Annotated in this window: 25 protein-coding genes, 1 pseudogene and 1 other annotated feature; of the genes and pseudogenes, 9 read left to right on the top strand and 17 right to left on the bottom strand. The window is 36.7% G+C overall.

The genetic code is table 11. The features are described from left to right. Positions 1-149: 149 nt before the first annotated feature. Positions 150-1,541: an MATE family efflux transporter gene (locus DJ93_RS18615; RefSeq protein ID WP_042982467.1), complete on the top strand. Its 1,392-nt coding sequence runs from the start codon at positions 150-152 to the stop codon at positions 1,539-1,541. 48 nt (positions 1,542-1,589) lie between these two features. Here the strand turns inward: DJ93_RS18615 and DJ93_RS18610 are convergent, their stop codons facing one another. The 5 genes from DJ93_RS18610 to DJ93_RS18590 all read right to left on the bottom strand — a co-directional run bounded on the left by DJ93_RS18610 (position 1,590) and on the right by DJ93_RS18590 (position 7,287). Continuing rightward, positions 1,590-2,525 (bottom strand): ABC transporter ATP-binding protein, encoded by a 936-nt coding sequence (locus tag DJ93_RS18610; protein ID WP_002170836.1) that lies wholly within the window; start codon positions 2,523-2,525, stop codon positions 1,590-1,592. Further along, complete coding sequence (locus tag DJ93_RS18605) at positions 2,518-3,561, bottom strand: ABC transporter ATP-binding protein (RefSeq protein ID WP_042982465.1); 1,044 nt, start codon at positions 3,559-3,561, stop codon at positions 2,518-2,520. Before DJ93_RS18605 ends, DJ93_RS18610 begins: the two co-directional genes overlap by 8 nt. Before the next feature lie 20 nt (positions 3,562-3,581). Further along, positions 3,582-4,598, bottom strand: a complete 1,017-nt coding sequence (gene opp3C, locus DJ93_RS18600; protein WP_042982464.1) for an oligopeptide ABC transporter permease — start codon at positions 4,596-4,598, stop codon at positions 3,582-3,584. Further along, positions 4,595-5,524: an oligopeptide ABC transporter permease gene (gene opp3b, locus DJ93_RS18595; protein ID WP_042982463.1), complete on the bottom strand. Its 930-nt coding sequence runs from the start codon at positions 5,522-5,524 to the stop codon at positions 4,595-4,597. The genes opp3C and opp3b overlap by 4 nt, the downstream gene beginning before the upstream one ends. 128 nt (positions 5,525-5,652) lie before the next feature. Next, a complete protein-coding gene (locus DJ93_RS18590; RefSeq protein WP_042982462.1) occupies positions 5,653-7,287 on the bottom strand; it encodes a peptide ABC transporter substrate-binding protein in 1,635 nt (544 codons plus the stop codon). A 318-nt stretch (positions 7,288-7,605) separates the two neighbouring features. On the opposite strand from DJ93_RS18590, the gene DJ93_RS18585 reads away from it, so the two are divergent. Together DJ93_RS18585 and trpS are read left to right on the top strand one after the other, a co-directional pair. Beyond that, positions 7,606-7,983, top strand: a complete 378-nt coding sequence (locus tag DJ93_RS18585; RefSeq protein ID WP_042982461.1) for a DUF3899 domain-containing protein — start codon at positions 7,606-7,608, stop codon at positions 7,981-7,983. A 107-nt stretch (positions 7,984-8,090) separates the two neighbouring features. After that, positions 8,091-8,307 (top strand) — a binding site (T-box leader). A gap of 80 nt (positions 8,308-8,387) precedes the next feature. Then, positions 8,388-9,374 (top strand): annotated as a pseudogene (trpS, locus tag DJ93_RS18580) (tryptophan--tRNA ligase); the annotation flags it as partial. A 230-nt stretch (positions 9,375-9,604) separates the two neighbouring features. Here the strand turns inward: trpS and DJ93_RS18575 are convergent. From DJ93_RS18575 to DJ93_RS18545, 7 genes are all read right to left on the bottom strand, one after another. Further along, on the bottom strand, positions 9,605-10,351 hold the full coding sequence (locus DJ93_RS18575; protein WP_042982460.1) for a YjbA family protein: 747 nt from the start codon (positions 10,349-10,351) through the stop codon (positions 9,605-9,607). 170 nt (positions 10,352-10,521) lie between these two features. Continuing rightward, positions 10,522-11,310 carry a DUF2268 domain-containing putative Zn-dependent protease gene (locus DJ93_RS18570; RefSeq protein WP_042982459.1) on the bottom strand — a complete coding sequence of 263 codons (789 nt, stop codon included), beginning with the start codon at positions 11,308-11,310 and terminating at the stop codon, positions 10,522-10,524. Positions 11,311-11,428: 118 nt separating this feature from the next. Then, positions 11,429-12,667 carry a beta-ketoacyl-ACP synthase II gene (gene fabF / locus DJ93_RS18565; protein ID WP_042982458.1) on the bottom strand — a complete coding sequence of 413 codons (1,239 nt, stop codon included), beginning with the start codon at positions 12,665-12,667 and terminating at the stop codon, positions 11,429-11,431. 31 nt (positions 12,668-12,698) lie between these two features. Beyond that, positions 12,699-13,631, bottom strand: a complete 933-nt coding sequence (fabH, locus tag DJ93_RS18560; protein WP_042982456.1) for a beta-ketoacyl-ACP synthase III — start codon at positions 13,629-13,631, stop codon at positions 12,699-12,701. A gap of 247 nt (positions 13,632-13,878) precedes the next feature. Beyond that, positions 13,879-14,052 carry a ComZ family protein gene (locus tag DJ93_RS18555; protein ID WP_042982455.1) on the bottom strand — a complete coding sequence of 58 codons (174 nt, stop codon included), beginning with the start codon at positions 14,050-14,052 and terminating at the stop codon, positions 13,879-13,881. 65 nt (positions 14,053-14,117) lie between these two features. Continuing rightward, complete coding sequence (locus DJ93_RS18550) at positions 14,118-14,990, bottom strand: NAD-dependent epimerase/dehydratase family protein (protein ID WP_042982454.1); 873 nt, start codon at positions 14,988-14,990, stop codon at positions 14,118-14,120. 29 nt (positions 14,991-15,019) lie between these two features. Continuing rightward, positions 15,020-15,754 carry a lipase family protein gene (locus DJ93_RS18545; protein WP_042982452.1) on the bottom strand — a complete coding sequence of 245 codons (735 nt, stop codon included), beginning with the start codon at positions 15,752-15,754 and terminating at the stop codon, positions 15,020-15,022. Positions 15,755-15,911: 157 nt separating this feature from the next. Here DJ93_RS18545 and DJ93_RS18540 point away from each other — a divergent pair, with 157 nt between their 5' ends. Beyond that, positions 15,912-16,094, top strand: a complete 183-nt coding sequence (locus DJ93_RS18540) for a YjzD family protein (protein WP_042982451.1) — start codon at positions 15,912-15,914, stop codon at positions 16,092-16,094. 35 nt (positions 16,095-16,129) lie between these two features. Here the strand turns inward: DJ93_RS18540 and clpB are convergent, their stop codons facing one another. Both clpB and DJ93_RS18530 read right to left on the bottom strand, forming a co-directional pair. After that, on the bottom strand, positions 16,130-18,730 hold the full coding sequence (gene clpB, locus DJ93_RS18535) for an ATP-dependent chaperone ClpB (RefSeq protein WP_042982450.1): 2,601 nt from the start codon (positions 18,728-18,730) through the stop codon (positions 16,130-16,132). 171 nt (positions 18,731-18,901) lie between these two features. Then, positions 18,902-19,081 (bottom strand): YjzC family protein, encoded by a 180-nt coding sequence (locus tag DJ93_RS18530; RefSeq protein ID WP_042982449.1) that lies wholly within the window; start codon positions 19,079-19,081, stop codon positions 18,902-18,904. Between the two features lie 489 nt (positions 19,082-19,570). Here DJ93_RS18530 and DJ93_RS18525 point away from each other — a divergent pair, with 489 nt between their 5' ends. The 3 genes from DJ93_RS18525 to DJ93_RS18515 all read left to right on the top strand — a co-directional run bounded on the left by DJ93_RS18525 (position 19,571) and on the right by DJ93_RS18515 (position 20,822). Then, positions 19,571-20,380 (top strand): Cof-type HAD-IIB family hydrolase, encoded by an 810-nt coding sequence (locus tag DJ93_RS18525; RefSeq protein ID WP_042982447.1) that lies wholly within the window; start codon positions 19,571-19,573, stop codon positions 20,378-20,380. Positions 20,381-20,483: 103 nt separating this feature from the next. After that, positions 20,484-20,624, top strand: coding sequence for a hypothetical protein (locus DJ93_RS18520; protein ID WP_042982446.1), 141 nt, complete (start codon positions 20,484-20,486; stop codon positions 20,622-20,624). Continuing rightward, positions 20,625-20,822 (top strand): DUF3813 domain-containing protein, encoded by a 198-nt coding sequence (locus DJ93_RS18515; RefSeq protein ID WP_042982445.1) that lies wholly within the window; start codon positions 20,625-20,627, stop codon positions 20,820-20,822. It abuts the gene before it with no gap. Positions 20,823-20,848: 26 nt separating this feature from the next. Here DJ93_RS18515 and DJ93_RS18510 read toward each other — a convergent pair whose 3' ends face one another. Continuing rightward, complete coding sequence (locus DJ93_RS18510; protein WP_042982443.1) at positions 20,849-21,706, bottom strand: YitT family protein; 858 nt, start codon at positions 21,704-21,706, stop codon at positions 20,849-20,851. A 100-nt stretch (positions 21,707-21,806) separates the two neighbouring features. Between DJ93_RS18510 and DJ93_RS30870 the strand changes: the two genes are divergently transcribed. Together DJ93_RS30870 and prsA are read left to right on the top strand one after the other, a co-directional pair. Continuing rightward, a complete protein-coding gene (locus tag DJ93_RS30870; RefSeq protein ID WP_080743523.1) occupies positions 21,807-21,938 on the top strand; it encodes a DUF3941 domain-containing protein in 132 nt (43 codons plus the stop codon). A 131-nt stretch (positions 21,939-22,069) separates the two neighbouring features. Next, positions 22,070-22,924, top strand: a complete 855-nt coding sequence (prsA, locus tag DJ93_RS18505) for a peptidylprolyl isomerase PrsA (protein ID WP_042982441.1) — start codon at positions 22,070-22,072, stop codon at positions 22,922-22,924. A gap of 76 nt (positions 22,925-23,000) precedes the next feature. Here the strand turns inward: prsA and DJ93_RS33270 are convergent, their stop codons facing one another. Beyond that, positions 23,001-23,156: a hypothetical protein gene (locus DJ93_RS33270; RefSeq protein ID WP_181969236.1), complete on the bottom strand. Its 156-nt coding sequence runs from the start codon at positions 23,154-23,156 to the stop codon at positions 23,001-23,003. Between the two features lie 267 nt (positions 23,157-23,423). Beyond that, the gene (locus DJ93_RS18500) at positions 23,424-24,278 is read right to left on the bottom strand and encodes a CvfB family protein (protein WP_042982440.1); all 855 of its coding nucleotides are present in this window, start codon (positions 24,276-24,278) and stop codon (positions 23,424-23,426) included. Between the last annotated feature and the right edge of the window lie 30 nt (positions 24,279-24,308).

The raw sequence follows: 24,308 nt of genomic DNA, 5'->3' as shown, positions 1-24,308 counted from the left end.
TCTTTCCCTTCAGATCACCTCACTCGGTCCATGCTATAAAATGAAATTTTTACGCATTTGAAAATAACGGGATAAAATGTGTGCAAACGATATGAAAGTATGTTACGATACACTTTGCTAAAAATAGATATCGGTAAAGAGGGGATGAAATGACAGCAATTCGTTCAAAAAACGGCCAAGGAGAAAAATTAAATTTATTTTTCTTAACATGGCCTATTTTTTTAGAAGTTTTTCTTTTTATGCTAATGGGGATTGCTGATACTTTCATGTTAAGTGCGTTATCGGACGATGCCGTATCAGGTGTTGGCGCAGCAAATCAATATCTCCATATCGCAATCTTGGTACTAGAAGTAATCGGAAACGGCGCTGCAATTGTCGTATCACAGTACCTAGGTTCCAAGCGATACATGGAAGCATCGAAAATATCAGCATTAGCAGTCACATTAAACTTAGGGGTCGGGCTCATCATAAGCGCCGGTTTTCTTTTATTTTCAAAACATATGATGAGTGCAATGAACTTGCAAGGCGATGTATTAGTTTATGCCCAAAGCTATTTATCAATCGTCGGAGGAGCGATTTTCCTTCAAGCTATTATTAATTCATTAGCAGCAATCATCCGTGTACATGGTTTTACAAAACAAGCGATGCTTATTTCACTCGGAATGAATATTCTTCATATCGCTGGTAACTATATCCTTATTTTCGGCAAATTCGGTATGCCTGAATTAGGCGTTGAAGGCGCAGCAATTTCCTCTGCTTTCAGTCGACTTATCGCACTACTTGTTTTCTTCTGGCTACTATACCGTGTTATGGAATACCGCGTAAAATTAAAATACTACTTCACATTATCAAAAGAATACGTTGGCAAGATTTTAAAAATCGGGATTCCATCTGCATTTGAACAAGTAATGTACCAAGCTTGCCAAATTATCTTCCTATATTACGCAACATATTTAGGGACAGAATCATTAGCAGCAAGACAATACGCTACAAACATTTCTATGTTTACTTACTTATTCGCAATTGCGATTGGTATGGGAACAGCTATTATCGTTGGTCGTTTAGTTGGCGGGAACGAAAAAGAGGAAGCGTATGTACGTGTATGGAAAAGTGTAAAATGGGCGATTGGTGTTACTTTATGTATGGTTATTCTCGTCATCACATTCCGTACACAATTAATGGGGCTATTTACAGATAACCCTCACATTATTCACTTAGGTGCGACCGTTCTTTTACTAAGTGTGCTGCTCGAAACAGGACGTACGATGAACATCGTCATCATTAACTCCCTTCGTGCAGCTGGTGATGCAAAATATCCTGTTTTAATCGGTGCATTTTCTATGGTCTTAATGAGCTTACCTCTCGGTTACTTTTTCGTCTTTCATTTAGACATGGGGCTGGTTGGTATTTGGCTAGCAATCGCCATCGATGAATGGACGCGTGCCATCATTATGTTCTTCCGCTGGAGAAGTAGAGCGTGGGAAAGTTATGCGCTTGTTAAGCCCGAGGAACAAGAAGAAGTTGTATCTGTTCAAGCATAATAGAAAAAAGGTCATCCTTCTACACATAGAAGGATGACCTCATTTTTATTATTGATAGATTTCTTTATATTTCTTATACTCTGCTTCAGAACATAGTACGAAATGTCCTGGGCGAATTTCACGCATTGTTGGTACTTCGCTACCGTATTCATGCTGAGATGGATCGTATACGATACGTTTACGATTGCGCTCATAATCTGGATCTGGAAGCGGAATTGCTGATAATAGTGATTTTGTATATGGATGAATTGGATTCGCATATAACTCTTCACTTGTTGTCAGCTCAACGATTTGACCACGGTACATTACACCAATGCGATCACTAATGTATTTTACCATCGATAAATCATGGGCAATGAATAAGTATGTTAAGCCTTTTTCTCTTTGTAACTGTTTTAGCAAGTTTACAACTTGCGCCTGAATCGATACGTCAAGTGCTGAGATTGGCTCATCGGCAATGATAAATTCAGGTTCTACAGCAAGTGCACGAGCGATACCGATACGTTGACGTTGTCCACCTGAGAATTCATGCGGGAAACGGTTTGCGTGCTCTTTATTTAAACCAACTGTATTTAACAGCTCGTGAACACGGTCCATACGCTCTTTTTTGCTTTTCGCTAATCCGTGAATATCAATACCTTCTGCGATAATATCCCCTACTGTCATACGAGGATTTAATGATGCATATGGATCTTGGAAAATCATTTGCATTTTACGGTTAAATTTCTTCAATTCTGCGCGTGATTTTTTACCATGTACATTTTCACCATCGAACAACACTTCACCAGCAGTTGCATCATATAAACGAATAATCGTTCTTCCAGTTGTCGATTTACCACAACCCGATTCTCCTACAAGACCAAATGTTTCTCCGCGGTAAATATCAAATGAAATATCATTAACCGCTTTGACAACACCACCACTCACGTCAAAGTGCTGCTTTACATTTTTCACTTCAATTAATTTCTCACGTTGTTTAGTCATGTTGTTCACCTGCTTTCATTTGAAGAATGCGTTTTTCAACGACTGCCGGCGGTTTTACTTCTGGAGCTTGCTCATGAAGTAACCAAGTTGCCGCATAGTGTGTATCACTTACTTTAAATAAAGGTGGTTCCATTTCAAAATCAATTTTCAGTGCCTGCGGGTTACGTGGTGCAAAAGCATCACCCTTTGGCGGTTTCAATAAATCTGGAGGTGTTCCGGGAATTGCGTATAGCTCTTCCTCTGCGCCATCTAAACTTGGCATAGATGCGATTAATCCCCAAGTATACGGATGTTTTGGATTGTAGAAAATTTCATCAACAGTTCCAATTTCAACAACTTTACCAGCGTACATAACCGCAACTCGGTCCGCAACGTTTGCCACTACACCTAAGTCATGCGTAATGAAAATGATTGCTGCTTCTGTTTTTTGCTGAATGTCCTTCATAAGCTCTAAAATTTGCGCCTGAATTGTAACGTCTAGCGCTGTTGTCGGCTCATCGGCGATTAATAATTTTGGGTTACAAGCTAACGCCATCGCAATAACTACACGCTGTCTCATACCACCTGAGAATTGGTGAGGATATTGTTTCAAACGAGCTTCTGGATTAGGAATCCCAACAAGGTCAATTAATTCTAAAGCAACTTTACGTGCGTCTGCTTTACTCATGCCTTGATGCTTAATAAGACCTTCCATAATTTGATTACCAATTGTCATCGTTGGATTTAATGACGTCATCGGATCTTGGAAAATCATCGCAATATCTTTACCGCGAACTTGTTGCATTTCTTTTTCAGTTAACTTCGTTAAATCACGACCATCAAATATAATTTCTCCATTTTTAATGCGCCCTGGAGGATTCGGGATTAATCCCATTAACGCTTTAGAAGTAACTGATTTCCCAGAACCAGATTCTCCTACAATCGCTAATGTTTCTCCTTTTTTCAAATCAAAAGTAACGCCACGCACTGCTTGTACTTCACCTGCATGTGTATCAAAGGAGACTTGTAAATCTTTTACCTCTAACAATGTTTTCATTTTTACTTCTCCCTCCTCGTTTACTTACGCATTTTTGGATCTAACGCATCGCGTAATCCATCTGCCATTAAGTTGAACGCTAAAATTAACATACTGATGACAACCGCAGGGATGAACATCATGTGTGGATACGTTTGAATTGATTTATATCCATCATTTACAAGAGAACCAAGTGACGCGAACGGTGGTTGAATACCAAGTCCGATGAAACTTAAGAACGCCTCACCAAACACCGCTGAAGGAATTGTAAACATTGTCATAACAATAATTGGTCCCATAACGTTTGGAATTAAATGTTTCACAATTAATTGTGTGTTCGTCGCACCTAATGTACGAGATGCTAATACATATTCTTGGTTTTTTAATTTTAGTATTTGTCCACGTACAATCCGTGACATCCCAATCCAACCTGTAATTGCCATCGCAAGTGTAATCGACCAAATACCTGACCCTAAAATAATTACCATCAAAATAACGATGATTAAATACGGAATACCGTTAATGATTTCCATAATACGTTGCATAATATTATCAACTCGTCCACCGTAGAAAGCTGAAATACCTCCGTATGCAACCCCAATTATTAAATCAATCGCAGCTGCTAAAAGAGCGATATATAATGATACACGTGTTCCTTCCCATGTTCTTGTCCATAAATCACGACCAAGATCATCTGTACCAAACCAGAAGTACTCTTTAATATCACGTTTTGCATATTGGTCGACACCATATTGATCTGTACCATCAAATGGTAACCAATGAATATTTTCAATCACTGGAATTTTTGGTGGCATTTTCGCACGACCTAAGTCTTGATCTTTATAGGAGTGTTTACTTACCATTGGCCCAAAAATTGCTAGTAGTGCAATAAGAACTAATAATACAAGACCAAACATCGCACCTTTATGTTGGAACAAACGTCTTCTTACATCTTGCCAAAACGTTAAGCTTGGACGGGCAATGACTTCATTATCAACATTACTTTGATTGGCTGGTTGAAATAAATCTGGAGATAATTTTTGTACTTCTTTCATCATTTTTTCCCTCCCGCTAGACGAATACGAGGATCAATAATTCCGTATAAAATATCAACAATGAAAATAACTAGAATGAAGATCGCACTATAGAAAATCGTTGTTCCCATAATAACTGTATAGTCATTTAATGTGATCGATTTAACGAATTGCTCCCCAAGTCCAGGTACAGCATAAATTTGCTCAATAACAAGCGTTCCTGTAATTAATGCGGCAACCATTGGTCCTAGAATTGTAACAACTGGAATTAAAGCATTACGAAGTGCGTGTTTCACGATAATAACACCTTGGCTAATCCCTTTTGCTTTCGCTGTTAAAATATAATCAGACTGCATAACTTCAATTAATTCTGCACGAGCAAAACGTGCGATTGTTGCGATAACTGCCATCGATAAAGCAATTGTAGGCATAACAGTATACTCAGGCCCTTTCCAGAATGCAACTGGGAACCAACCAAGTTTTACCCCTACGAAATATTGTAGTAACGCAGCGAATACGAACGATGGTACCGACATTCCGAGTACCGAAATAACAGTTGCTCCATAATCGACCCACGTATTATTACGAAGTGCTGCGATAATTCCTAAAATTAATCCGATAAATGTTCCTAATATAATCGCTTGTAAACCAAGTTGTGCTGATGGTCCAATACGATCAACAATCATATCTGTTACTGGGCGGTTATCATATTGGAATGATACCCCTAAATCACCTTTTGCTAAGTTACCTAAGTAACGTGCATACTGAACTGGTACTGGATCATTTAAACCATATTTCTCAAGAATGATTTCTTTCTGCGCCGGTGATAATTTCTCTTGGTTTTTAAGTGGAGAACCCGGCAGTAATTTCATTAGAAAGAATGTAAGCGTAGTAATTAAAAATAATGTCAAAGCCATGTACACGAAACGTTTAAATACATAACGTCCCATAGTCAAGCACCTCCCCGTTTTTCTCAAAAGCAATAAGATAGTTTAAAATATTCTTACTTTTATATTTTTTAAAATAAGAGTATACGCCCATCATAGGCATATACCCTTATTCATGATGGAAACCATTTTTAGTTTTTGACTTCAACCCACTTATAGCTAAATTCTCCGCCATATTTATGCTCTAATAGACCTGTAATAGATTTGCGTTGTAAATATGCTTTTCCGGGTTGATATACTGGAGCAATTGCTGCATCGTCAAGCAGTTGTTTTTCCGCTTTTAATAGCGTATCCCAACGAGCTTGTACATCTATTTCTGTTTTTGCTTTCTTAATTAATTCGTCGTACGTTGGGTTTGCGTAATTCACTTTATTTTGTGAATTACCTGTTGTGTACATTTCAAGGAATGACATTGGATCCATATAATCTGGACTCCACCCCGCGTATGACATCGCATAATCTCCACTTGCTTCAAGTTTTAACTTTTGTGCAAATGGCTGCATTTTTGTTGAAACTGTCAAACCTGGTAAGTTTTTTTCAAATTGCCCTTTTAAATACTCTCCGATTTTTTTCGCATCATCTGTATCATAGTTTAGCAATTCTAAATCGATTTTATCTACACCAAGTTCTTTTTTACCAGCTTCCCAATATTTTCGAGCCTCTTTCACATCTTCTTTTATAAGATTTCCGCTCTCTTCACGAAAATCTTTTCCGTTAGGTCCTTTTGTTAAGCCTTTCGGAACAAAACCATATATCCCTTGTGAACCATCGTTTAAAATAACTTTTCCGATATTTTCACGTTCAAAGGACATTGCAATTGCTTTTCGAATATTTTTATTTGCTAAAAATTGATTCTTTTCGTTTAAGCGAATAAATTGTGTTGATGGTCTTTTAATTGTTTTAAAGTCTGAATCAGATTTGTATTTATCTACAAACTCTGATGTTAAGACAACACGATCAATCGCTTTCGTTTCATATAAATTTATAGCTGTTGAACGATCTTTAACAATATTGAAGTTTACTTCCTCAAGTTTTACTTCTCTGTTTTCCCAATACGTTGGGTTTTTCTTAAGCTGGAAACTTTGTTCATGTTTCCATTCATTTAAAACGAATGGTCCATTATAAAGTGTCGTATTGGATTCTAATCCAAATTTTGCTCCTTGTTCTTTTACGAACTTCTCATTTAAAGGATAAAATGTTGGATAGACTGTTAAACTCACAAAGTAAGGAACAGGGTTGTCTAATTCCACTTCAAGTGTGTGATCATCCACCGCTTTTACACCAAGTTCTTCAACTGGTAATTCTTTTTTGTTAATTTTTTCTGCATTTTTCACATCAAATAGTATGTAAGCAAATTTGGCACCTGTATTTGAATCAACAGCTCTTCTCCAAGAATAAACGAAGTCTTTCGCTGTTACAGGTTCACCATTCGACCATTTCGCATCTTCACGTAATTTAAATACATACTTTTTACCGTCTTCTGACTTCTTATAAGATTTCGCGACTCCTGGAACGAGTTTATCGTCTTTCCCCAGACGATACAATCCTTCCATTGTATTATTCATGATGTTAGAAGATGCTGCATCCGTTGATAACGTCGTATCCATTGTTGGTATCTCAGCAGTTTCGGTTAGATTCAATACTTGCTTATTCGAAGTACTGGACCCTTTCGCACTTGCCTTATTATCATCTTTTTGATAACTACAAGCTCCTAGCACACTTACTGTCAACGTCGATGCAAGTAAAAGCGGTATCTTTTTCTTCATGCTGTGTTGCCTCCCCTAATTGCACTTCCTGTACCCTCACTTGTAAAAAGCAGAATTGAAAGAATAATCTCCAAGTTTCTACAATTTTCATTATACATATAATATAACAATTGTGAATATAGTTTTTTGTTTTTTTGTTAAAATTTTTAATAAAATGTTTATATTTTTATTTTTTTGTAAAGGTATACCTTAACATTGCTACCATCATCTTGAAATAGGTAGATTAATTGCGTATAATTTTCAAAAAATTACTTCTAGTACTCATTATAGCTTTTATAGTATAATAATTCTAGTAATTTTTTGACGGAGGGGAAAATTTTGAATAAAGTTTTTTTTCATACTTGTATACTAATTTTATTAGCGATAATCGCTTCTAGTATTGGTGCATTTCTCATTTCATCGCAATTTCTGTTGAATTTTGTCAATGTTTCGTTTTATATCGCTTTATTTTTTATTCTTGTAGGTGGATTTTTATTCTTATTTCAAAATGGATTTTTCAATGTAACGATGTATGCCTTTCAAAAAGTATTTGGTACAAATAAGAAAGTTGAATCTTTAATCGAAGAAGAGGAACCAATTAATAAAAAAGAACGTATATATAAAACATATTCATTCAAATGGACGTATCCAATTTGTATTACAGGTATTGTACTAGGGGTCTTTTCGACACTTATTAGCTTTACTATTCTGATGTAGTTTGCAAACAATCTTCTATATGATATAATGATTTTCAAAACATTTTGTTATAAAAATAGCTATAGTCCTTTTATATAAAGGAATCAGTTATCAATAAATAAACTTATATGTATGCGATGATAAAGAAGAGTACATATTGCGGCAATTTCAGAGAGCTTGTGGTCGGTGTGAACAAGTAATTGTACAATATGGAATGGGCTTTTGAGCACCAAACCGAACCGGAAGAAGTAGGCTTTGGCGTTATATCCAGACGTTATTATGGATAAGAGAGATTTCACAGCTGTGAAATAATTAGGGTGGTACCGCGGTCCATTCGTCCCTATGTAATTTGGGATGAATGGGCTTTTTTGTATGCACAACTCCCCTCTCTTCCATCGCACATTCAATTTAAGGAGGAATTACTTATGTCCGTTATCTTTTCTGGTATTCAGCCGAGCGGAACGATTACACTTGGAAACTACTTAGGAGCTATGAAGCAGTTCACAGAGCTTCAAAACGAACATGACTGTTATTTCTGTATTGTAAATCAGCATGCGATTACAGTGCCTCAAGACCCTGTACAACTTCGCAAAAACATTCGTAGCCTTGCTGCACTTTATGTTGCATGTGGCATCGATCCGGAAAAAGCTACTTTATTTGTACAGTCAGAAGTACCAGCACACGCTCAACTAGGATGGATCATGCAATCTGTTGCTTACGTTGGAGAATTAGAGCGTATGACTCAATATAAAGATAAAGCTTCTGGTAGAGATTCAGTTCCAGCTGGATTACTTACGTATCCACCATTAATGGCTGCTGATATTTTACTTTATAACACAGAAATCGTGCCAGTAGGTGACGATCAAAAGCAACATATCGAATTAACACGTGACCTAGCAGAACGTTTCAATAAACGTTACCGTGAAATCTTCACAATGCCTGAAATTCGTATTCCAAAAGTAGGGGCTCGCGTTATGTCATTAACAGAACCTACGAAAAAAATGAGTAAATCTGATCCAAATCCAAAATCAATGATCAGCATGCTTGATGAGCCAAAAACAATCGAAAAGAAAATTAAAAGTGCCGTAACTGACTCTGAAGGTATCGTGAAATTTGATAAAGAAAACAAACCTGGCATCTCTAACTTATTAACAATCTACTCTTCATTTTCTGGAAAAACAGTTGAAGAAATAGAAGCAATGTACGAAGGAAAAGGATATGGCGACTTCAAAGGCGACCTAGCACAAGTAGTCGTAGAAGCAATTCGCCCAATCCAAGACAAATATAACGAACTAATCAACTCACCAGAACTAGACGAAATTCTAGACAAAGGTGCCGAAAAAGCAAACCGCGTTGCATTCAAACAACTACGCAAAGTAGAAAATGCAATGGGACTAAGTAGAAAATCTAAAAAGAATTCTAATAAAAACAATAATAGCGATAACAACAATAATAATAATAGCAATAATAAGCATGTTCTTTTTAATATTAATGATGCTGACATCGTATTGAACGCAGACAAACAAAACAAAAAAGATACAATTATCTAATTTTACTTTTAAAAAATCTAAAAGTGATAAATCATAAAAATCATCTATTAAGCATCTGGTTTAAAAATTTAAAAACCGCCAATTGGCGGTTTTTAATTTACCTTTTGCTCATTTTCCATTTCCCATAACTTTTCAAAAAATGGCTGTCCTTTTACAAGACGTTCACATAACTGCTCATGTTTTTCGGACCATCCATTTTTCGCTTCATCGTAAAGACGTGCCCAAACATCTTCAAACTCCATATGTTGAACTGTTCCGTAAGCTGCTGGATCCCACTCTGTGTACCAATAGCGAATTTCAGCTGGATTTTTCGTTGTATGTAATTGATCTAACGCCATAAATAATAATTGTTTTAACTGTCTTTCTTTACGAGTTAAACCATTCATAATATAAGGCGATGGCGATAAAATATGATGTTCTTTTTCTGTTTCTTCCACTTGGAACTCATACTTTTCTGCTTGCACATTTTCTACCATCTCATACACCATCTGCTCTTGACGAGGTATAAGCCTACTTTTTCGAATCGGTACATTGTAGCCGATTGAATCTACAGCAATAATTCCTTTTCCATCTGTAACTACAAAACAATACTCTTGTTGCAAACGTTCGTGATTTTTACGAATATAGGCCTTATGATGTACGTCTTCCATTAATTTTTGCGGAAGCTCTAATAATTCGTTCTCGATGTAATGATATAATGTGGAATCTACTTTTAATAATGGCACTTGATCTAATAGCTCAATCGTATCATCTTTCCGCCATTCGTAAAAATGACAAACGTTATACCCATTTTCTTCACCTTCAAACCAATTTACCCATACATCATGCAGATATAACATTCTCTACCCCTCACTTCACTACTGTTTGTACCAATCATTATGTTCATTTTTGCTAAAATTTATTCCACTAAAGGAAATATATTCTATATATTATTTTTCAGCCTTCTTTCACTGTTAATTTCACGACAAAAAACTTGGCAGCGCCAAGTTTTCAATTCATCATCTATTTTTTACTGAATAAATGTACTCGCTTTATTCAATATTTGTTTTGCATCTATAGATAGTAAAGAAATTGTATCTTCTCCTTCAAGCGATACACAATCTTTTACAATATAAAATCCGAGTGCATACCCGAGCATCCTTGGATATTTGTACAATCCGTTTAATAAAATATCATGCTCCCTCGTTCCCCTCTTCACATCCATTCTCTCTCGTACAAACTTTTTCCAATAATGAATTGCTTCTTCTCTTGAAAAGTATGTCGTCCACGGTGCACAACTTATTTCTGTATGTCTTTCATACACAGCTTGCTCAGCTAATCCTTCCATAATCATTGTATCAAGCAATGTGTAATCTTGTTCTTTCGTCGCAATTTGATGTAATCTGCATATGTGATGATATTCATGTGTTAACAACGCTTTTAATTCTTCCACTGAGTTGCGTCCACATACAAATAAAAAAATGACATGACGCATCGACAAACCAGCTTTCCCATTATACTCTTCTTGCACAATGCGATTGTATGAATCTGATAATAAAATAAAGATAGGGACATCCGGACCATTTAACCAATCTTTTAATTTTTCATACTCGATACGAAGCTCTTTCCAAATCCCTTTCTTCTCTAACTCTTTAATTTCTTGTTCCCCTCTCATTACGGGGCGGTACATACCTTTAGAGATTAAAAAGCGATATAATCTGTCTTTCGGCAATGGAATATATTTCGTAAACTTCTCGCAAAGTTTTTCTGGACGTCCATAATACAGATGCAACCAATCCGCCGTTTCAATAACCCCCATCTTCCTCCCTCCTTTTCCTATATATATGCAGAAAAAGAAAAGAACGCAAAAGGATAGAAAAATAAATAGGGTGTTTTTAAATAGCTTATTCACTACTTAAAAAACACCCTTCATCATATTACTTATATGCTTTAAATACTAATACAGCGTTATGACCACCGAATCCTAGTGAATTACTTAATACAGCACGTACTTCTTGATATCTTGCTTCATTTGGTACGTAATCTAAATCACATTCTGGATCTGGCGTTTCATAGTTAATCGTTGGAGGAATTACTCCATCTGTAATTGATTTAATAGAGAAAATTGCTTCAACAGCACCAGCTGCTCCTAATAAATGACCTGTCATTGATTTTGTAGAGCTAATTGCTACTTTATAAGCATGATCGCCAAATGCTTCTTTAATTGCCATCGTTTCATATTTCTCATTCGCATCAGTGCTCGTACCGTGCGCATTAATATAATCGATATCTTCTGGCTGAAGACCTGCATCTTCTAAAGCTTGACGCATCGCACGAACGCCGCCCTCACCGCCAGGAGCAGGCATTGTAATGTGGAATGCATCACCAGTTGCACCATAGCCAACAAGTTCCGCATAAATATGGGCACCACGAGCTAATGCATGCTCTAATTCTTCAAGGATTAAAATACCAGATCCTTCTCCCATTACAAATCCACTACGATTTTTATCAAACGGACGGCAAGCCGTTGCTGGGTCTTCATTAAACGTTAGTGCTTTCGCTGAACTAAATCCTGCGAATGCCATATGTGTTAACGGCGCTTCTGCTCCACCTGTAATCATCGCATCGGCATCACCGCGCTGAATAACTTTAAACGCATCACCAATTGAGTTTGCTCCAGACGCACAAGCCGTTACAGAACAAGTATTAATTCCTTTTGCTCCTGTAGCAATCGACACTTGACCAGCTGCCATATCTGGAATCATCATCGGTACGAAAAATGGACTCACACGACGTGGACCTTTTTCTGTAAAGATTTTAAATTGCTCTTCATACGTTTCCATACCACCAATACCAGAGCCTACCCATACCCCGATACGCGGCGCATTTTCTTCCGTAATTTCAAGTTTTGCATCTGCAACTGCCATTTTCGCTGCTGCTACTGCATATTGTGTGAAGCGATCCATACGACGCGCTTCTTTCTTATCCATATATTTCTCGACTTCAAAGTCGTTAATTTCCGCTGCTACTTTTGCAGGAAATTGTTCTGCATCTAATCGTGTAATTCGTCCGATTCCAGACACACCGTTTTTAATGTTTTCCCAAGCTGTCTCAACATCTGTTCCGATCGGCGTAACAGCTCCTAATCCTGTAATTACGACCCGCTTTTTTTCCATACAAAATACACTCCTTTTTTTCTCTCAGTCCTTATTTACCCCAACGAAGAGCGACTGCTCCCCATGTTAATCCGCCGCCAAAACCAACTAATATAATTAAATCACCGTCCTGAATACGACCATTTTGCAATTCCTCTACCATCGCAATTGGAATTGAAGAAGCCGATGTATTTCCGAACTTCTCAATTGTCATACTCATTTTTTCCTGCGGTAAATTTAGTCTTTCTCTTGCAGATTCCATAATACGAATATTCGCTTGATGCGGCACTAAGAAGTCCACGTCCTCTTTTGTAAGACCCGCTTTATCTAAAACGCGGAGACAAGAATCACCAAGTTGGCGAACAGCAAATTTAAAGACTTCTCTGCCGTTCATCATAACATATTCGTCTTGATAAAGGTGCTTACCACCACTTCCGTCCGCTCCTAATTCAAAGGAAAGCACACCTCTCTCTTCCGAAACAGCACCCATTACGATAGCTCCTGCTCCGTCTCCGAATAGTACTGCTGTATTTCGATCGTTCCAGTCTACAATTTTAGATAATTTATCGCTACCGACTACTAATATGTTTTTATAAGTCCCCGTTTGTATAAATTGCTGCGCTGTAATCATTCCGTACATAAAACCAGCACAAGCTGCACCTAAATCCATTGCAGCTGCATGTTTTGCACCAATTTGCTCTTGAATCACACAAGCTACCGCTGGAAAAGCACGATCTGGTGTTACTGTTGCAACTAAAATAAGATCGATTTCTTCCCCGCTAATTCCTGCATCTTCAATTGCTTTTTTGGCAGCTTCTACCGCCATATATGAAGTATCTATTGTATCATCGGCAATGCGTCTTTCTGCAATTCCCGTTCTCGTACGAATCCATTCATCAGATGTATCCATGATTTTCTCTAAATCGTGATTTGTGACTACTTTTTCTGGTACATATCTTCCGATCCCTAAAACGCCTACGTTCACATCGCAGCCCTCCGTTTTATATCAATTATTATGACTTGGTACTAATTTTAAAACATAAATGTACTTTTGTCTAGAATATATTTCAGCGTAAAAAAATAAAGCCGACGTATTGTCAGCTTTATCTCGTAACAGAATAAACATACTTACGTAGCCTTTTAAATTTACTTCGCTCGAGACAGAAAAAAGGCCCTAACCGCTTCTACATACGGCTAGAGCCTCTCTTCCACTCAAAAAGAAAGAGGTTCTATTATTTCTCCGCTTTCCCCAGATCATATGCTTCGTTCATTACTTTCATTAATAACTCTAATACAGGCTGTGCTTTTTCCATATCCAGTGCAATTCCATTAGAATCTAAAATTGCCTTCGCCTCTGGTAAGTGCTTCATCGCGATTTGTAAAAATTGCATATTTTTTTCGTTCATACCATCTCTTCCTTCCCATAAACAGCTTTTAATCCTCTTATCCATACAATAGTGTAACATGTGTTTTAATCTTCGTATAACTCTTTATATTTTTTTATATGCGCCAATTGTTTATTTAAACCGAATTCTAATGGTGTGTTTCTCTCTATAGAAATAACACCTACCGCTTCGTTTCTTACTTCTTCATTCTTTTTATTCATCTTATCCTCAGCATGTAAAAGTGCCATACCCTTTTCCCATAACGATTTTTTACCACTAAGCAAATTATATACACCAAGATTTTCTAAAGCAGTTCCGTTTTCCCATAAGTATTCACATACATCTTCAACGTAAAGTAGATCTCTTCCTTTTTCCTCATACGTACACCGGCACTCTTTCTCATCAAGTTCTGATAACATGAGCTGATGGTAAATCATAAATGACGGTTGCCACGGTCCATATAATGTAGGAACTCGAAATATACTATATTGCAGTTTGCCTTTTTTCATTCCTTCTTCTACTTTCGTAAATAGATGTTTATTTTCCGACTCTTCGCCACTCCCCACTTCAATAGAAGAAATTAGATTTAACTTCACTTCATCCTTCTCACACATTCGTACGATACGCTTTAAGTATTGCAAAATGATTCTTTCATTCCGAAACCCATTTTGTTGATTTGGCTCATACAAACAGAAGTAAACTGTATCAAATTGTTCCTCTTCTACCGCCCTCCATCCACCTTCATCTCTTATAGAATAATACGTAAACAGCGCATTCCGTCCAATTAAAAATAATTTCTCTTCATTCATTTTTGACATACTATCTAAATCATCAAAATCAAGTCCATACACTTCTACTTCTTCTGTAATCATTTTATTCACAAGGTGATAACCTACAAACGTAAGTGCACCTATAATAAGCACGCGTTTCATGTCACCAACCCTTTCCCCTTTAAACAAATAGCTCCTCATTTATGTATATGGGAGCTTCACAGTTCTTCTTCATATTTTTGAAAGAAATCACACGTTTGCCTAACCATTTTATATTTCACATCTTGCAAATGGAATGATACAGACGTCTCACATTGTGCATGTTTTCGTATTTTTTCATATTCACGCAATAATTGTTTACGTGCTCTCTTTTCTTGTGTAGATACAAAAATCTTAACAGGTACACAAGAAGGCAGAACCCAAAATGATTTCTTACTAATTTTTGACGCGAGCTCAACTTCTTTCACATCATACGCAAGTAGTAATTCTCTTACTAATCTCTTATAAAAAAATTTATGTTCCTTTTCAAATTCCACATATTCAGGCAAATCAAGACACGGATTTAGCATGACAGTAGAGCGTATACACTCAGGGTATTTATTCATCATCTCAAGCGCCACAAGTGTTCCCATTCCATCTGCCACTATATGCATCTTTTCATTTAGCGTTTCTTTTCTCATAACAACATCGTATAAGCGTTTCGCTAAACGAACAGATTGATCATTCCCCCAGTGTCTCCCATATAAATTAGACGAAAAGACTGTATAGCCTTTCTGAATAAGTCCATGTAAAAAATGAGATCGCCCTGCATGTTGTGTCCATAAACTTGTACCATTCTCAATAAAATAATTGTAATCACCAAGAAGCATGACAGAAAATCCATTTGGCTTCTCCGGTAAATAAATTACACATGGTTCTTTTTCTAAATAGAAAAAACGTTCCGTTGCACTCATTCTTCTCCCGCCTTATTTTCTAAACGTAAAAAACTACTCTTTTATAATGTATGAACAGATTGCAAATTTGCGTTGAAAAATCTACAAATATTTTTCTATATTCTTTTTTCAATTGTGTTACAATAAGGACAGATTGAACGAATAGGGGTGTAAAAAGATGCGTGTAATTTGGGCATTCATTTGGTCGTTCTTGCTTGTACATATGATGAGCTACGTAATTGGCTCTATGACTGGCGGTACATACGATTTTAACCAAGCGTCTATTTTCTCAGTTGTTCTTGCTGTATTAGTAATGGTAATCGCAGCAGCAATTCCAAACGAACCAGTAGAACAACACTAATAAAAAAGAGTCCGGATTTGATCCGAACTCTTTTTTTATTTCACATGAACAACGAGTTCATTTTTTTCTACATCGACAACGACATGACTATTGTCTGTAATCGTTCCTGCAATTAATTCTCTCGCCAATTTCGTCTCAACTTGGCGCTGTACATATCTTTTCAATGGGCGTGCGCCGTACATCGGATCAAATCCAGCTTCTACAACGAATTCTTTCGCTGATTCCGTTAACTCTACCGTTATGTGACGGTCTGCTAAACGTCCTTGTAACTCTTTTACAATCTTATCAACAATACCTTTAATTTCATTTGTTGTAAGTGGTTTGAATAAAATAATTTCATCTACACGGTTTAAAAACTCTGGTCGGAAGTGTCCTCTTAACTGTCCCATAACAAGGTTTCGTGATTCTTCTTTAATGGAACCGTCTTCTTCGAGTCCTTCTAATAAATGTGAAGATCCGATATTTGAAGTCATAATGATAACTGTATTTTTAAAGTCCACCGTACGCCCTTGTGAGTCGGTAATACGTCCATCATCTAACATTTGTAATAAAATATTGAATACTTCTGGATGCGCTTTTTCGATTTCATCTAACAAAATAACTGAATACGGTTTACGTCTTACTGCTTCTGTTAATTGTCCACCTTCTTCATACCCTACATATCCAGGAGGCGCCCCAATTAAGCGTGAAACAGCATGTTTTTCCATATACTCAGACATATCAATGCGAATCATTTGCTCTTCGCTATCAAATAAAGATTGCGCTAACGTTTTCGCAAGTTCCGTTTTACCAACACCCGTTGGTCCTAAGAAAATGAATGAACCGATTGGACGGTTCGGATCTTTAATTCCCGCGCGAGCACGAAGAACTGCATCTGATACAAGGCTTACCGCTTCCTCTTGTCCGATAACACGCTCTGATAAAATTTGCTCTAGACGGAGTAGTTTTTCACGTTCGCCTTCAACAAGTTTTGCGACAGGAATACCAGTCCAGCGTGAAACAATTTCAGCAATTTCTTCTTCACTTACTTCCTCACGTAACAAGCGGTTCTCTTGCTTATTATGAGCACCCATTTCTTCCGCTTCTTTTAACTCTTTTTCGATAGCTGGAATTTTCCCATGGCGAAGTTCAGCTGCTTTATTTAAATCGTAGTTACCCTCAGCTTCTTCTAACTCGCGGCGCAGACGTTCTAAATGTTCACGTAAGTCACGAACTTTATGAATGTCTTCTTTTTCTTTTTCCCATTTCGCTCTCATTCCACTTGCAACTTCTTTTAGATCAGATAATTCACGTTGCAATGTTTTTAAACGCTCTTGGCTACCGCGGTCCGTTTCTTTTCCAAGAGCAGCTTCTTCAATTTCCAACTGCATAATACGACGCGTTACTTCATCTAATTCTGTTGGCATTGAATCAATTTCTGTTCGAATTGTTGCACACGCTTCATCGACAAGATCAATCGCTTTATCTGGTAAGAAACGATCTGAAATATATCGATCCGATAACACTGACGCAGCTACGATTGCGCGGTCATGAATATTTACACCGTGATAAATTTCAAAACGTTCTTTTAAACCACGTAGAATCGAAATTGTATCTTCTACAGTCGGTTCTTCTGCTAATACTTGTTGGAAACGTCTTTCTAAAGCTGGATCTTTCTCAATGTATTTGCGATATTCATCTAATGTCGTTGCTCCAATGCAATGTAATTCACCGCGTGCAAGCATCGGTTTTAACATATTCCCTGCATCCATTGCACCCTCCGTTTTACCAGCACCAACAATTGTATGAAGTTCATCAATAAATAATAAAATGCGGCCTTCACTTTTTTTGATTTCATTTAATACAGCTTGCAATCGTTCTTCAAATTCCCCACGGAATTTCGCTCCAGCTACGAGCGCACTCATATCTAACGCAAAAATCGTTCTATCTTTTAACCCTTCCGGTACATCTTTTTTCACAATTCGCTGTGCTAACCCTTCGACGATCGCTGTTTTTCCAACACCTGGTTCCCCAATTAAAACAGGATTGTTTTTCGTTTTACGTGAAAGAATGCGGATGACACGACGAATCTCACTATCACGACCAATAACAGGATCAATTTTCCCTTGTCTAACTTCAGCCACTAAATCACGGCCGTATTTCTCTAACGCTTCGTATGTTACTTCTGGATTTTGACTTGTCACTCTCTGATTCCCCCGAACTGTCATTAAAGACTGGAATAAATTATCCTTTGTAATATGAAATCTTGTAAATAATTGATTCATATCGCCTTTTTCTTCGCAAAAAGCAAGTAATACATGCTCCACTGAAATATAATCATCTTGTAATTTTTGCGCTTCAGACTCTGCCCTAACAAGCAATTGCTGTAAGGCACCTGTCACATATAATTTCCCTACTTCTACGCCGCTCCCAGTTACTGACGGCTTTTTCTGAATTAAACTTTCTACACCTTTTGTGAACTCTTCTATATCAACATTCATTTTTTGAAAAATACGCACTGCTAATCCATCTTGCTCTCTTAATAACACAAGTAATAGATGAACAGTATCTACTTCTTGATGATGATGAGATACCGCTAAAGATTGAGCACTCATAATCGCCTCTTGTGTTTTCGTTGTCATTTGATTTAAGTCCATCTTTACAGCCCTCCAAATGTTTGACTTTCTTTGACCTTTGATTTGATTATACGCCAACTTACTTTTTTATACAATAAATTTGATTATGTATTTCAGACTTAGCATTCGAAAAAGCGTACTGTACATTCACTCGCCTATGAATAAAAGCCGCAATTCACATTGCGGCTTCTGTTACGGTTTTCTTTTATATGTCCACTGACGATTATGGTTTGAGTTTTCAGGAAACCTTTCGCCTACAGTTAATTTCACCATTTGCGGATCTTTCACCATACTTCCCGTTTCACCAATCTCTACGTAAATACCATCATTCGGCGCTTTTTGACCAGAACGAAACCTACGATTTTGTCCCATTTCCATTCTCCTTCCATGACATCTTGTCCCCATTAGTATATCCGTTTTAAAAGAAAGCTTTTCTGTCATGTTTAGGAAACAAGTACTACTGTTTACTCTTGTACATATACATAATTACACACACTTAAAGCAGGAGAATCAGGAATGTTTGTTAAAAAAAAGAAACCAACCTAACTTTAGGCCAGTTTCAAAGGAGAGTCAAACATATACGAGAAGATTACATGTTCATTATATATCCCACTCTACAAACGATGTAACCCTTTTCACAAATTGTACAAAATGAAAGAAACATTATTTGAACTTTCTAAAAAGACGTTGACTTTTTCCTATTTCCAACGATAAATAGTGGACACCATAGCACCTACGACGTAAGATGGATATATAATGAAACTTCCATCTATGGGGGTTTTATCCTTTCCAACCTCTTATTTCTGCATATTAAAAACGGAAATACAGATAGAAATAAAAAAATTTATAAGAGGTGAAATTATGAACAAACAACATTTAATCGCATTAGATTTAGACGGAACTTTATTAACAGACAACAAAATTATTTCCACACGAACTAAAAACACAATTGCAAAAGCAAAAGAGCAAGGACATGTCGTTGTTATTTCAACTGGGCGTCCATTCCGTGCCAGCTACGATTATTATAAAGAACTTGGTCTTAATACGCCTATCGTTAATTTCAACGGTGCTTACGTTCACCACCCACTAGACGTAAATTGGGGAACTCATCACTCTCCTCTTGAGCTTTCAACAGCGCAAGAAATTGTACGAGCTTGCTTTGATTTCGGTGTAAAAAACATATACGCCGAAGTAATGGATGACGTATATGTTCGTGAAATTGATCAAGATAAAAAACATATTTTTGAATTCGGTTCTCCAAACATATTCACAGGAGATTTATTAAATATTTTGCAAGATCACCCAACTTGCTTATTAATCGATGCGCACGATGATCATTCCACTGCTATCCGTCAACATTTAACAGATATGCATGCGGAAGTAATCGATCACAGAAAATGGGGCGCTCCTTGGCCAATCATTGAAATTGTAAAAAGCGGCCTAAATAAAGCTGTAGGATTACAAAAAATTTCTAGCCATTACAATATTCCAAAGGAGCGAATCATCGCTTTTGGTGACGAAGATAACGACTTCGAAATGATTGAATTTGCAGGTCACGGCATTGCTATGGGAAATGCAATTCCTGAATTAAAATCACTCGCAAACCATACAACTTTAACAAATGAAGAAGACGGTATCGCCCTTTATTTAGAAGAGGTTCTTGGATTGTAATCTAAAAATTCCCTACTTATAGTTCCTTCAAAAAAGCTCATACTATAGTTAGACGCAAGCGCTGCGTCAAATGTTTTCAGCTAAATAAAAGGGGGCATTACGAATGGGTAAAAAGAACAAATCAAAACGTTTTATCCAGCAGGGAGCCGATGCTGTTATGAAACATGCTGAAAAATTCCCGTACCGTGGTACATTAGCTGATGCAGAAAGAGCAAAAAACAACTCTTCTTTTGGAGGGGTTTAAATGGGGAACTTACTATTCCAGCAAGCACGAGATGCTGTTTCTAACGCCATTTCTTGTTCAAGTGGCGCGGAACAACAAGAGCTCGTTTATAGAGCAAAAAACGCTTTGCAGTCTGCTTACGCGAACTCTTCAATAGCTGAAAAAGTTCAGTTACGCGAAATGCAAGAACAACTACAAAACGTTACTCAATCACATTAAAACAAGAGGACCAATTTTGGTCCTCTTTAATCTTTTCTAAACAATCCAAACACCCCAACTGTTTGCAGTACATTCGTAAACGCACCTGGGTCCACTTGTTTAATAATCCTCTCTAACTCATATAATTCATAACGAGTGATTACAATCATTAACATTTCTTTATTTTCATTTGTATAAGCCCCTGTTGCTGGTATGGTCGTAATCCCTCTCACTAATCGTGATTGAATTGCCTTTCGTACATCAGCTCCATGCTTCGTAACGATTAATGCTGTAATCTTTACGTGACTTGTATGAATGGCATCAATAATCCTCGTTGACACATATAAAGTAACTAAAGTGTACAACGCTTTTTCCCATCCATACACATAACCAGCAGCGATAATGATAAGTGCATTAAAGAAGAAGAAATACGTACCGACAGGTTTATCTTTTATTTTCGATAAAATCATCGCGATAATGTCTAAACCACCTGTAGAAGCTCCCCATTTCAAAGCAATTCCGACACCGATTGCTGAAATAATGCCACCAAAAATCGCATTCAATATAATATCATTCGAAACCGCTTTAACCGGTATAATCTCTAAAAACAAAGTCATAAATATGACGCAAAGAAAACTAAAAAACGTAAAAGCCTTTCCAACCTTTTTCCATGCTAAAATAACGACAGGAATATTAAATAAACCAAATAACACCCCTGTAGATATATGAATGGATAAAAAATCACCTAATATTTGTGATAATAGCTGAGACAATCCAGCAAAACCACTTGCGTACACTTTCGCTGGTGTTAAAAATAAATTCATTCCAATTGCATTTAGTAAACCAGCGATTATTACTACAACTAATTTTTTTATTAGTTCCGCATAATTTAATTTCAAATCCATTTCCAGTCCACCTTTATAAATCATGAGTTCACCGCTATACATAGTCTTTACGAAAACGGAAATGATAAACGTACAAACGTTTAGAAATGGAGTGATACATATGCCACACACAAGTGATAACGACAAAAAAGCACGCGACAATAATGCGAAGCGTACTCAAAAAAATGAACAAGAACAGAAAAATATTCAGCAAGGTAAACGAACATATTCTAAAAAAACAGATCACCTTTAATCACATCGTACATCAACATCATTGTTGATGTACTTTTTTACATTTTACAGGGAAAAACATTAAAAATTCACTTCATGTTCACTTCTATATTCTACAATAGCGATAACATATTCGGATGAGGGGTTAGCACGATGAGAAAACATATATTCATTATAACCGCACTAATAAGCACATTAATGTTATCTGCTTGTGGACAAAAAACGAACTCGGACACAATTGCAACCGCAGCAAACTCAACCATTACAAAAGACGATTTTGATAAACAGTTAAAAAATCGCTATGGAAAAGACATGTTATACGAAATGATGGCACAAGATATCATCAAACAAAAATATAAAGTATCTGATGATGAAGTGAATAAAGAGTTTCAAAAAGCGAAAGAACAATATGGCGAACAGTTCAAAATGGTATTAGAAAATAATCGCTTAAAAGATGAAGAAGACTTTAAAAATCAAATTCGATTTAAGCTTGCAATGAATGAAGCAATTAAGAAGAGCATTACAGAAAAAGACGTGAAAGATCTCTATAAACCAGAAATTAAAGCGAGTCATATTTTAGTAAACGATGAAAACACAGCAAAAGAGATAAAGAAAAAACTAGACGCCGGTACTTCGTTTGAAGAATTGGCAAAACAACAATCTCAAGATCCAGGGTCAAAAGATAACGGCGGAGATCTTGGGTACTTCGGAGCAGGTAAAATGGCACCTGAATTTGAAAAAGCTGCCTATAAATTAAAAGTCGGGGAAATTAGCAATCCTGTAAAATCATCAGACGGCTACCATATTATTAAACTTACCGATAAAAAAGAATTGAAGCCTTATGATGAAGTTAAAGGTTCCATTCGTAAAAGTTTAGAAGAAGAACGTATGGCTGATCCTGCAGTAAGTCAAAAAATATTGTTAGATGAGTTAAAGAAAGCTGATATTAAAATACAAGATAGTGACTTGAAAGATACTTTTTCTAATCTTTCTGCTCAAGGAAACTAAAAAACGATAGACCTTTTTCATACAAGAATGGAAAAGGTCTATCGTTTTTATACTTCTTGATAACAATGACAATATTCTATGCACATTTCAAAATTAACCACGGATACCACAATACCTCTTCTGCCTCGATTTTCTTCTCATCAATTAAACGAATAATACCCTGCGCATCTTCATAGTCATCGATAAGTGATAAGTCATTTAACTTCTTACCAAACTGTTTACAATCCAGCATTATAACATTTCATTGACATACCCTCATGCGTCATATTCATAGTTTGCGACAACTTGACCGTTTACATTCTTTTCGATATGGAGATTGTTGTTATCCTACCTATATGCTGCGAACGAATTGTTTTCGCCTTTTCTCGTTAAAAATTCATTCTAATATAAATATAATGAACAATAAAACCACCATCAATAACGTGTAAGAAATTAACACAAAAAAGAACTACCTCTCCTCTAACAAATTAGAGAAAAGATAGTTCTTTTTTAGTCCATTTTATTTCTTAAAGTACGTCCAACCTTCTTCTTGGTAAATCTTTTCTTCTTTCATCATTTTACCAAGCGCACGCTTAAATGCCGCTTTACTCATATTGAAACGCTCTTTAATATCTTCTGGGTGACTCTTATCCCAAAACGGCATTGCTCCACCGCGGCTTTCCATGTACTCATAAATAACCGCTGCATCGTCTTCCATTCCCTCTTCTTTACGAGGAAGAAGTGAAATGTTAATTGTACCGTCATCTTTCACGTCAATAATACGACCTGTTACACGCTCACCAATACGGACTTGTTCTTTTCTTTCTGTATGGTGTAAGAATGCACGGAAATGCTCATCTGTTAATACGAAAGAACCAACTTGAAGTGAACGATATACGCGTCCATTTACGTTTTTATTGCGCATAGATGGCGTCGCATCTACGATAATTTCTTGCATATCTGAATCTCTTGCAGGAAGAGCAATCAAACGGTCACGATTCGTTAATTTTAAAGTACAATATAATTCATCGCCTTCTTCAGGCCATACTGGCATATAAATCGGGAACTCATCAGCTGGAATTAGTATATCTTTTGATACACCGATATCAACAAACACACCTAAACTAGGAATAACTTCTACAACCTTTACCCAGTTCCAATCATGTGTTGTAATAATTGGCTCCTTCATTGTTGCTGAAATTCGATCTTGATGATCAAGGTATAAGAATACATCAATTGTATCGCCTTCTTCAATTTCTCCAGCTACTTCATTTTTATGTAGGAAGATTTCTTCTTCTTCATTCCCAACCATATATCCGATTTCCGTTTCGCGTAAAACAGTTACCTGTTCAATCGATCCTAATTGCAAATACATATTTTTTAATTCCCTTCTATATATATAAAG

It is taken from the genome of Bacillus clarus (assembly GCF_000746925.1).
Lineage (GTDB): Bacteria > Bacillota > Bacilli > Bacillales > Bacillaceae_G > Bacillus_A > Bacillus_A clarus.
Note: the sequence above shows the minus strand (reverse complement) of the source record. Positions and strands in the feature narration are given on the sequence as shown.

Excerpts from the sequence above, each read along its gene's own strand:
- opp3b (WP_042982463.1), bottom strand. The coding sequence starts at position 5,524 with ATGGGACGTTATGTATTTAAACGTTTCGTGTACATGGCTTTGACATTA.
- DJ93_RS18605 (WP_042982465.1), bottom strand. The coding sequence starts at position 3,561 with ATGAAAACATTGTTAGAGGTAAAAGATTTACAAGTCTCCTTTGATACA.
- DJ93_RS18520 (WP_042982446.1), top strand. The coding sequence starts at position 20,484 with ATGGGTAAAAAGAACAAATCAAAACGTTTTATCCAGCAGGGAGCCGAT.
- prsA (WP_042982441.1), top strand. The coding sequence starts at position 22,070 with ATGAGAAAACATATATTCATTATAACCGCACTAATAAGCACATTAATG.
- DJ93_RS18545 (WP_042982452.1), bottom strand. The coding sequence starts at position 15,754 with ATGAGTGCAACGGAACGTTTTTTCTATTTAGAAAAAGAACCATGTGTA.
- DJ93_RS18610 (WP_002170836.1), bottom strand. The coding sequence starts at position 2,525 with ATGACTAAACAACGTGAGAAATTAATTGAAGTGAAAAATGTAAAGCAG.
- DJ93_RS18575 (WP_042982460.1), bottom strand. The coding sequence starts at position 10,351 with ATGTTATATCTGCATGATGTATGGGTAAATTGGTTTGAAGGTGAAGAA.
- fabF (WP_042982458.1), bottom strand. The coding sequence starts at position 12,667 with ATGGAAAAAAAGCGGGTCGTAATTACAGGATTAGGAGCTGTTACGCCG.
- DJ93_RS18590 (WP_042982462.1), bottom strand. The coding sequence starts at position 7,287 with ATGAAGAAAAAGATACCGCTTTTACTTGCATCGACGTTGACAGTAAGT.
- clpB (WP_042982450.1), bottom strand. The coding sequence starts at position 18,730 with ATGGACTTAAATCAAATGACAACGAAAACACAAGAGGCGATTATGAGT.
- DJ93_RS30870 (WP_080743523.1), top strand. The coding sequence starts at position 21,807 with ATGCCACACACAAGTGATAACGACAAAAAAGCACGCGACAATAATGCG.
- DJ93_RS33270 (WP_181969236.1), bottom strand. The coding sequence starts at position 23,156 with ATGCTGGATTGTAAACAGTTTGGTAAGAAGTTAAATGACTTATCACTT.
- DJ93_RS18525 (WP_042982447.1), top strand. The coding sequence starts at position 19,571 with ATGAACAAACAACATTTAATCGCATTAGATTTAGACGGAACTTTATTA.
- opp3C (WP_042982464.1), bottom strand. The coding sequence starts at position 4,598 with ATGATGAAAGAAGTACAAAAATTATCTCCAGATTTATTTCAACCAGCC.
- DJ93_RS18510 (WP_042982443.1), bottom strand. The coding sequence starts at position 21,706 with ATGGATTTGAAATTAAATTATGCGGAACTAATAAAAAAATTAGTTGTA.
- DJ93_RS18615 (WP_042982467.1), top strand. The coding sequence starts at position 150 with ATGACAGCAATTCGTTCAAAAAACGGCCAAGGAGAAAAATTAAATTTA.
- DJ93_RS18570 (WP_042982459.1), bottom strand. The coding sequence starts at position 11,310 with ATGGGGGTTATTGAAACGGCGGATTGGTTGCATCTGTATTATGGACGT.
- DJ93_RS18540 (WP_042982451.1), top strand. The coding sequence starts at position 15,912 with ATGCGTGTAATTTGGGCATTCATTTGGTCGTTCTTGCTTGTACATATG.
- DJ93_RS18530 (WP_042982449.1), bottom strand. The coding sequence starts at position 19,081 with ATGGGACAAAATCGTAGGTTTCGTTCTGGTCAAAAAGCGCCGAATGAT.
- DJ93_RS18555 (WP_042982455.1), bottom strand. The coding sequence starts at position 14,052 with ATGAACGAAAAAAATATGCAATTTTTACAAATCGCGATGAAGCACTTA.
- DJ93_RS18500 (WP_042982440.1), bottom strand. The coding sequence starts at position 24,278 with ATGTATTTGCAATTAGGATCGATTGAACAGGTAACTGTTTTACGCGAA.
- DJ93_RS18515 (WP_042982445.1), top strand. The coding sequence starts at position 20,625 with ATGGGGAACTTACTATTCCAGCAAGCACGAGATGCTGTTTCTAACGCC.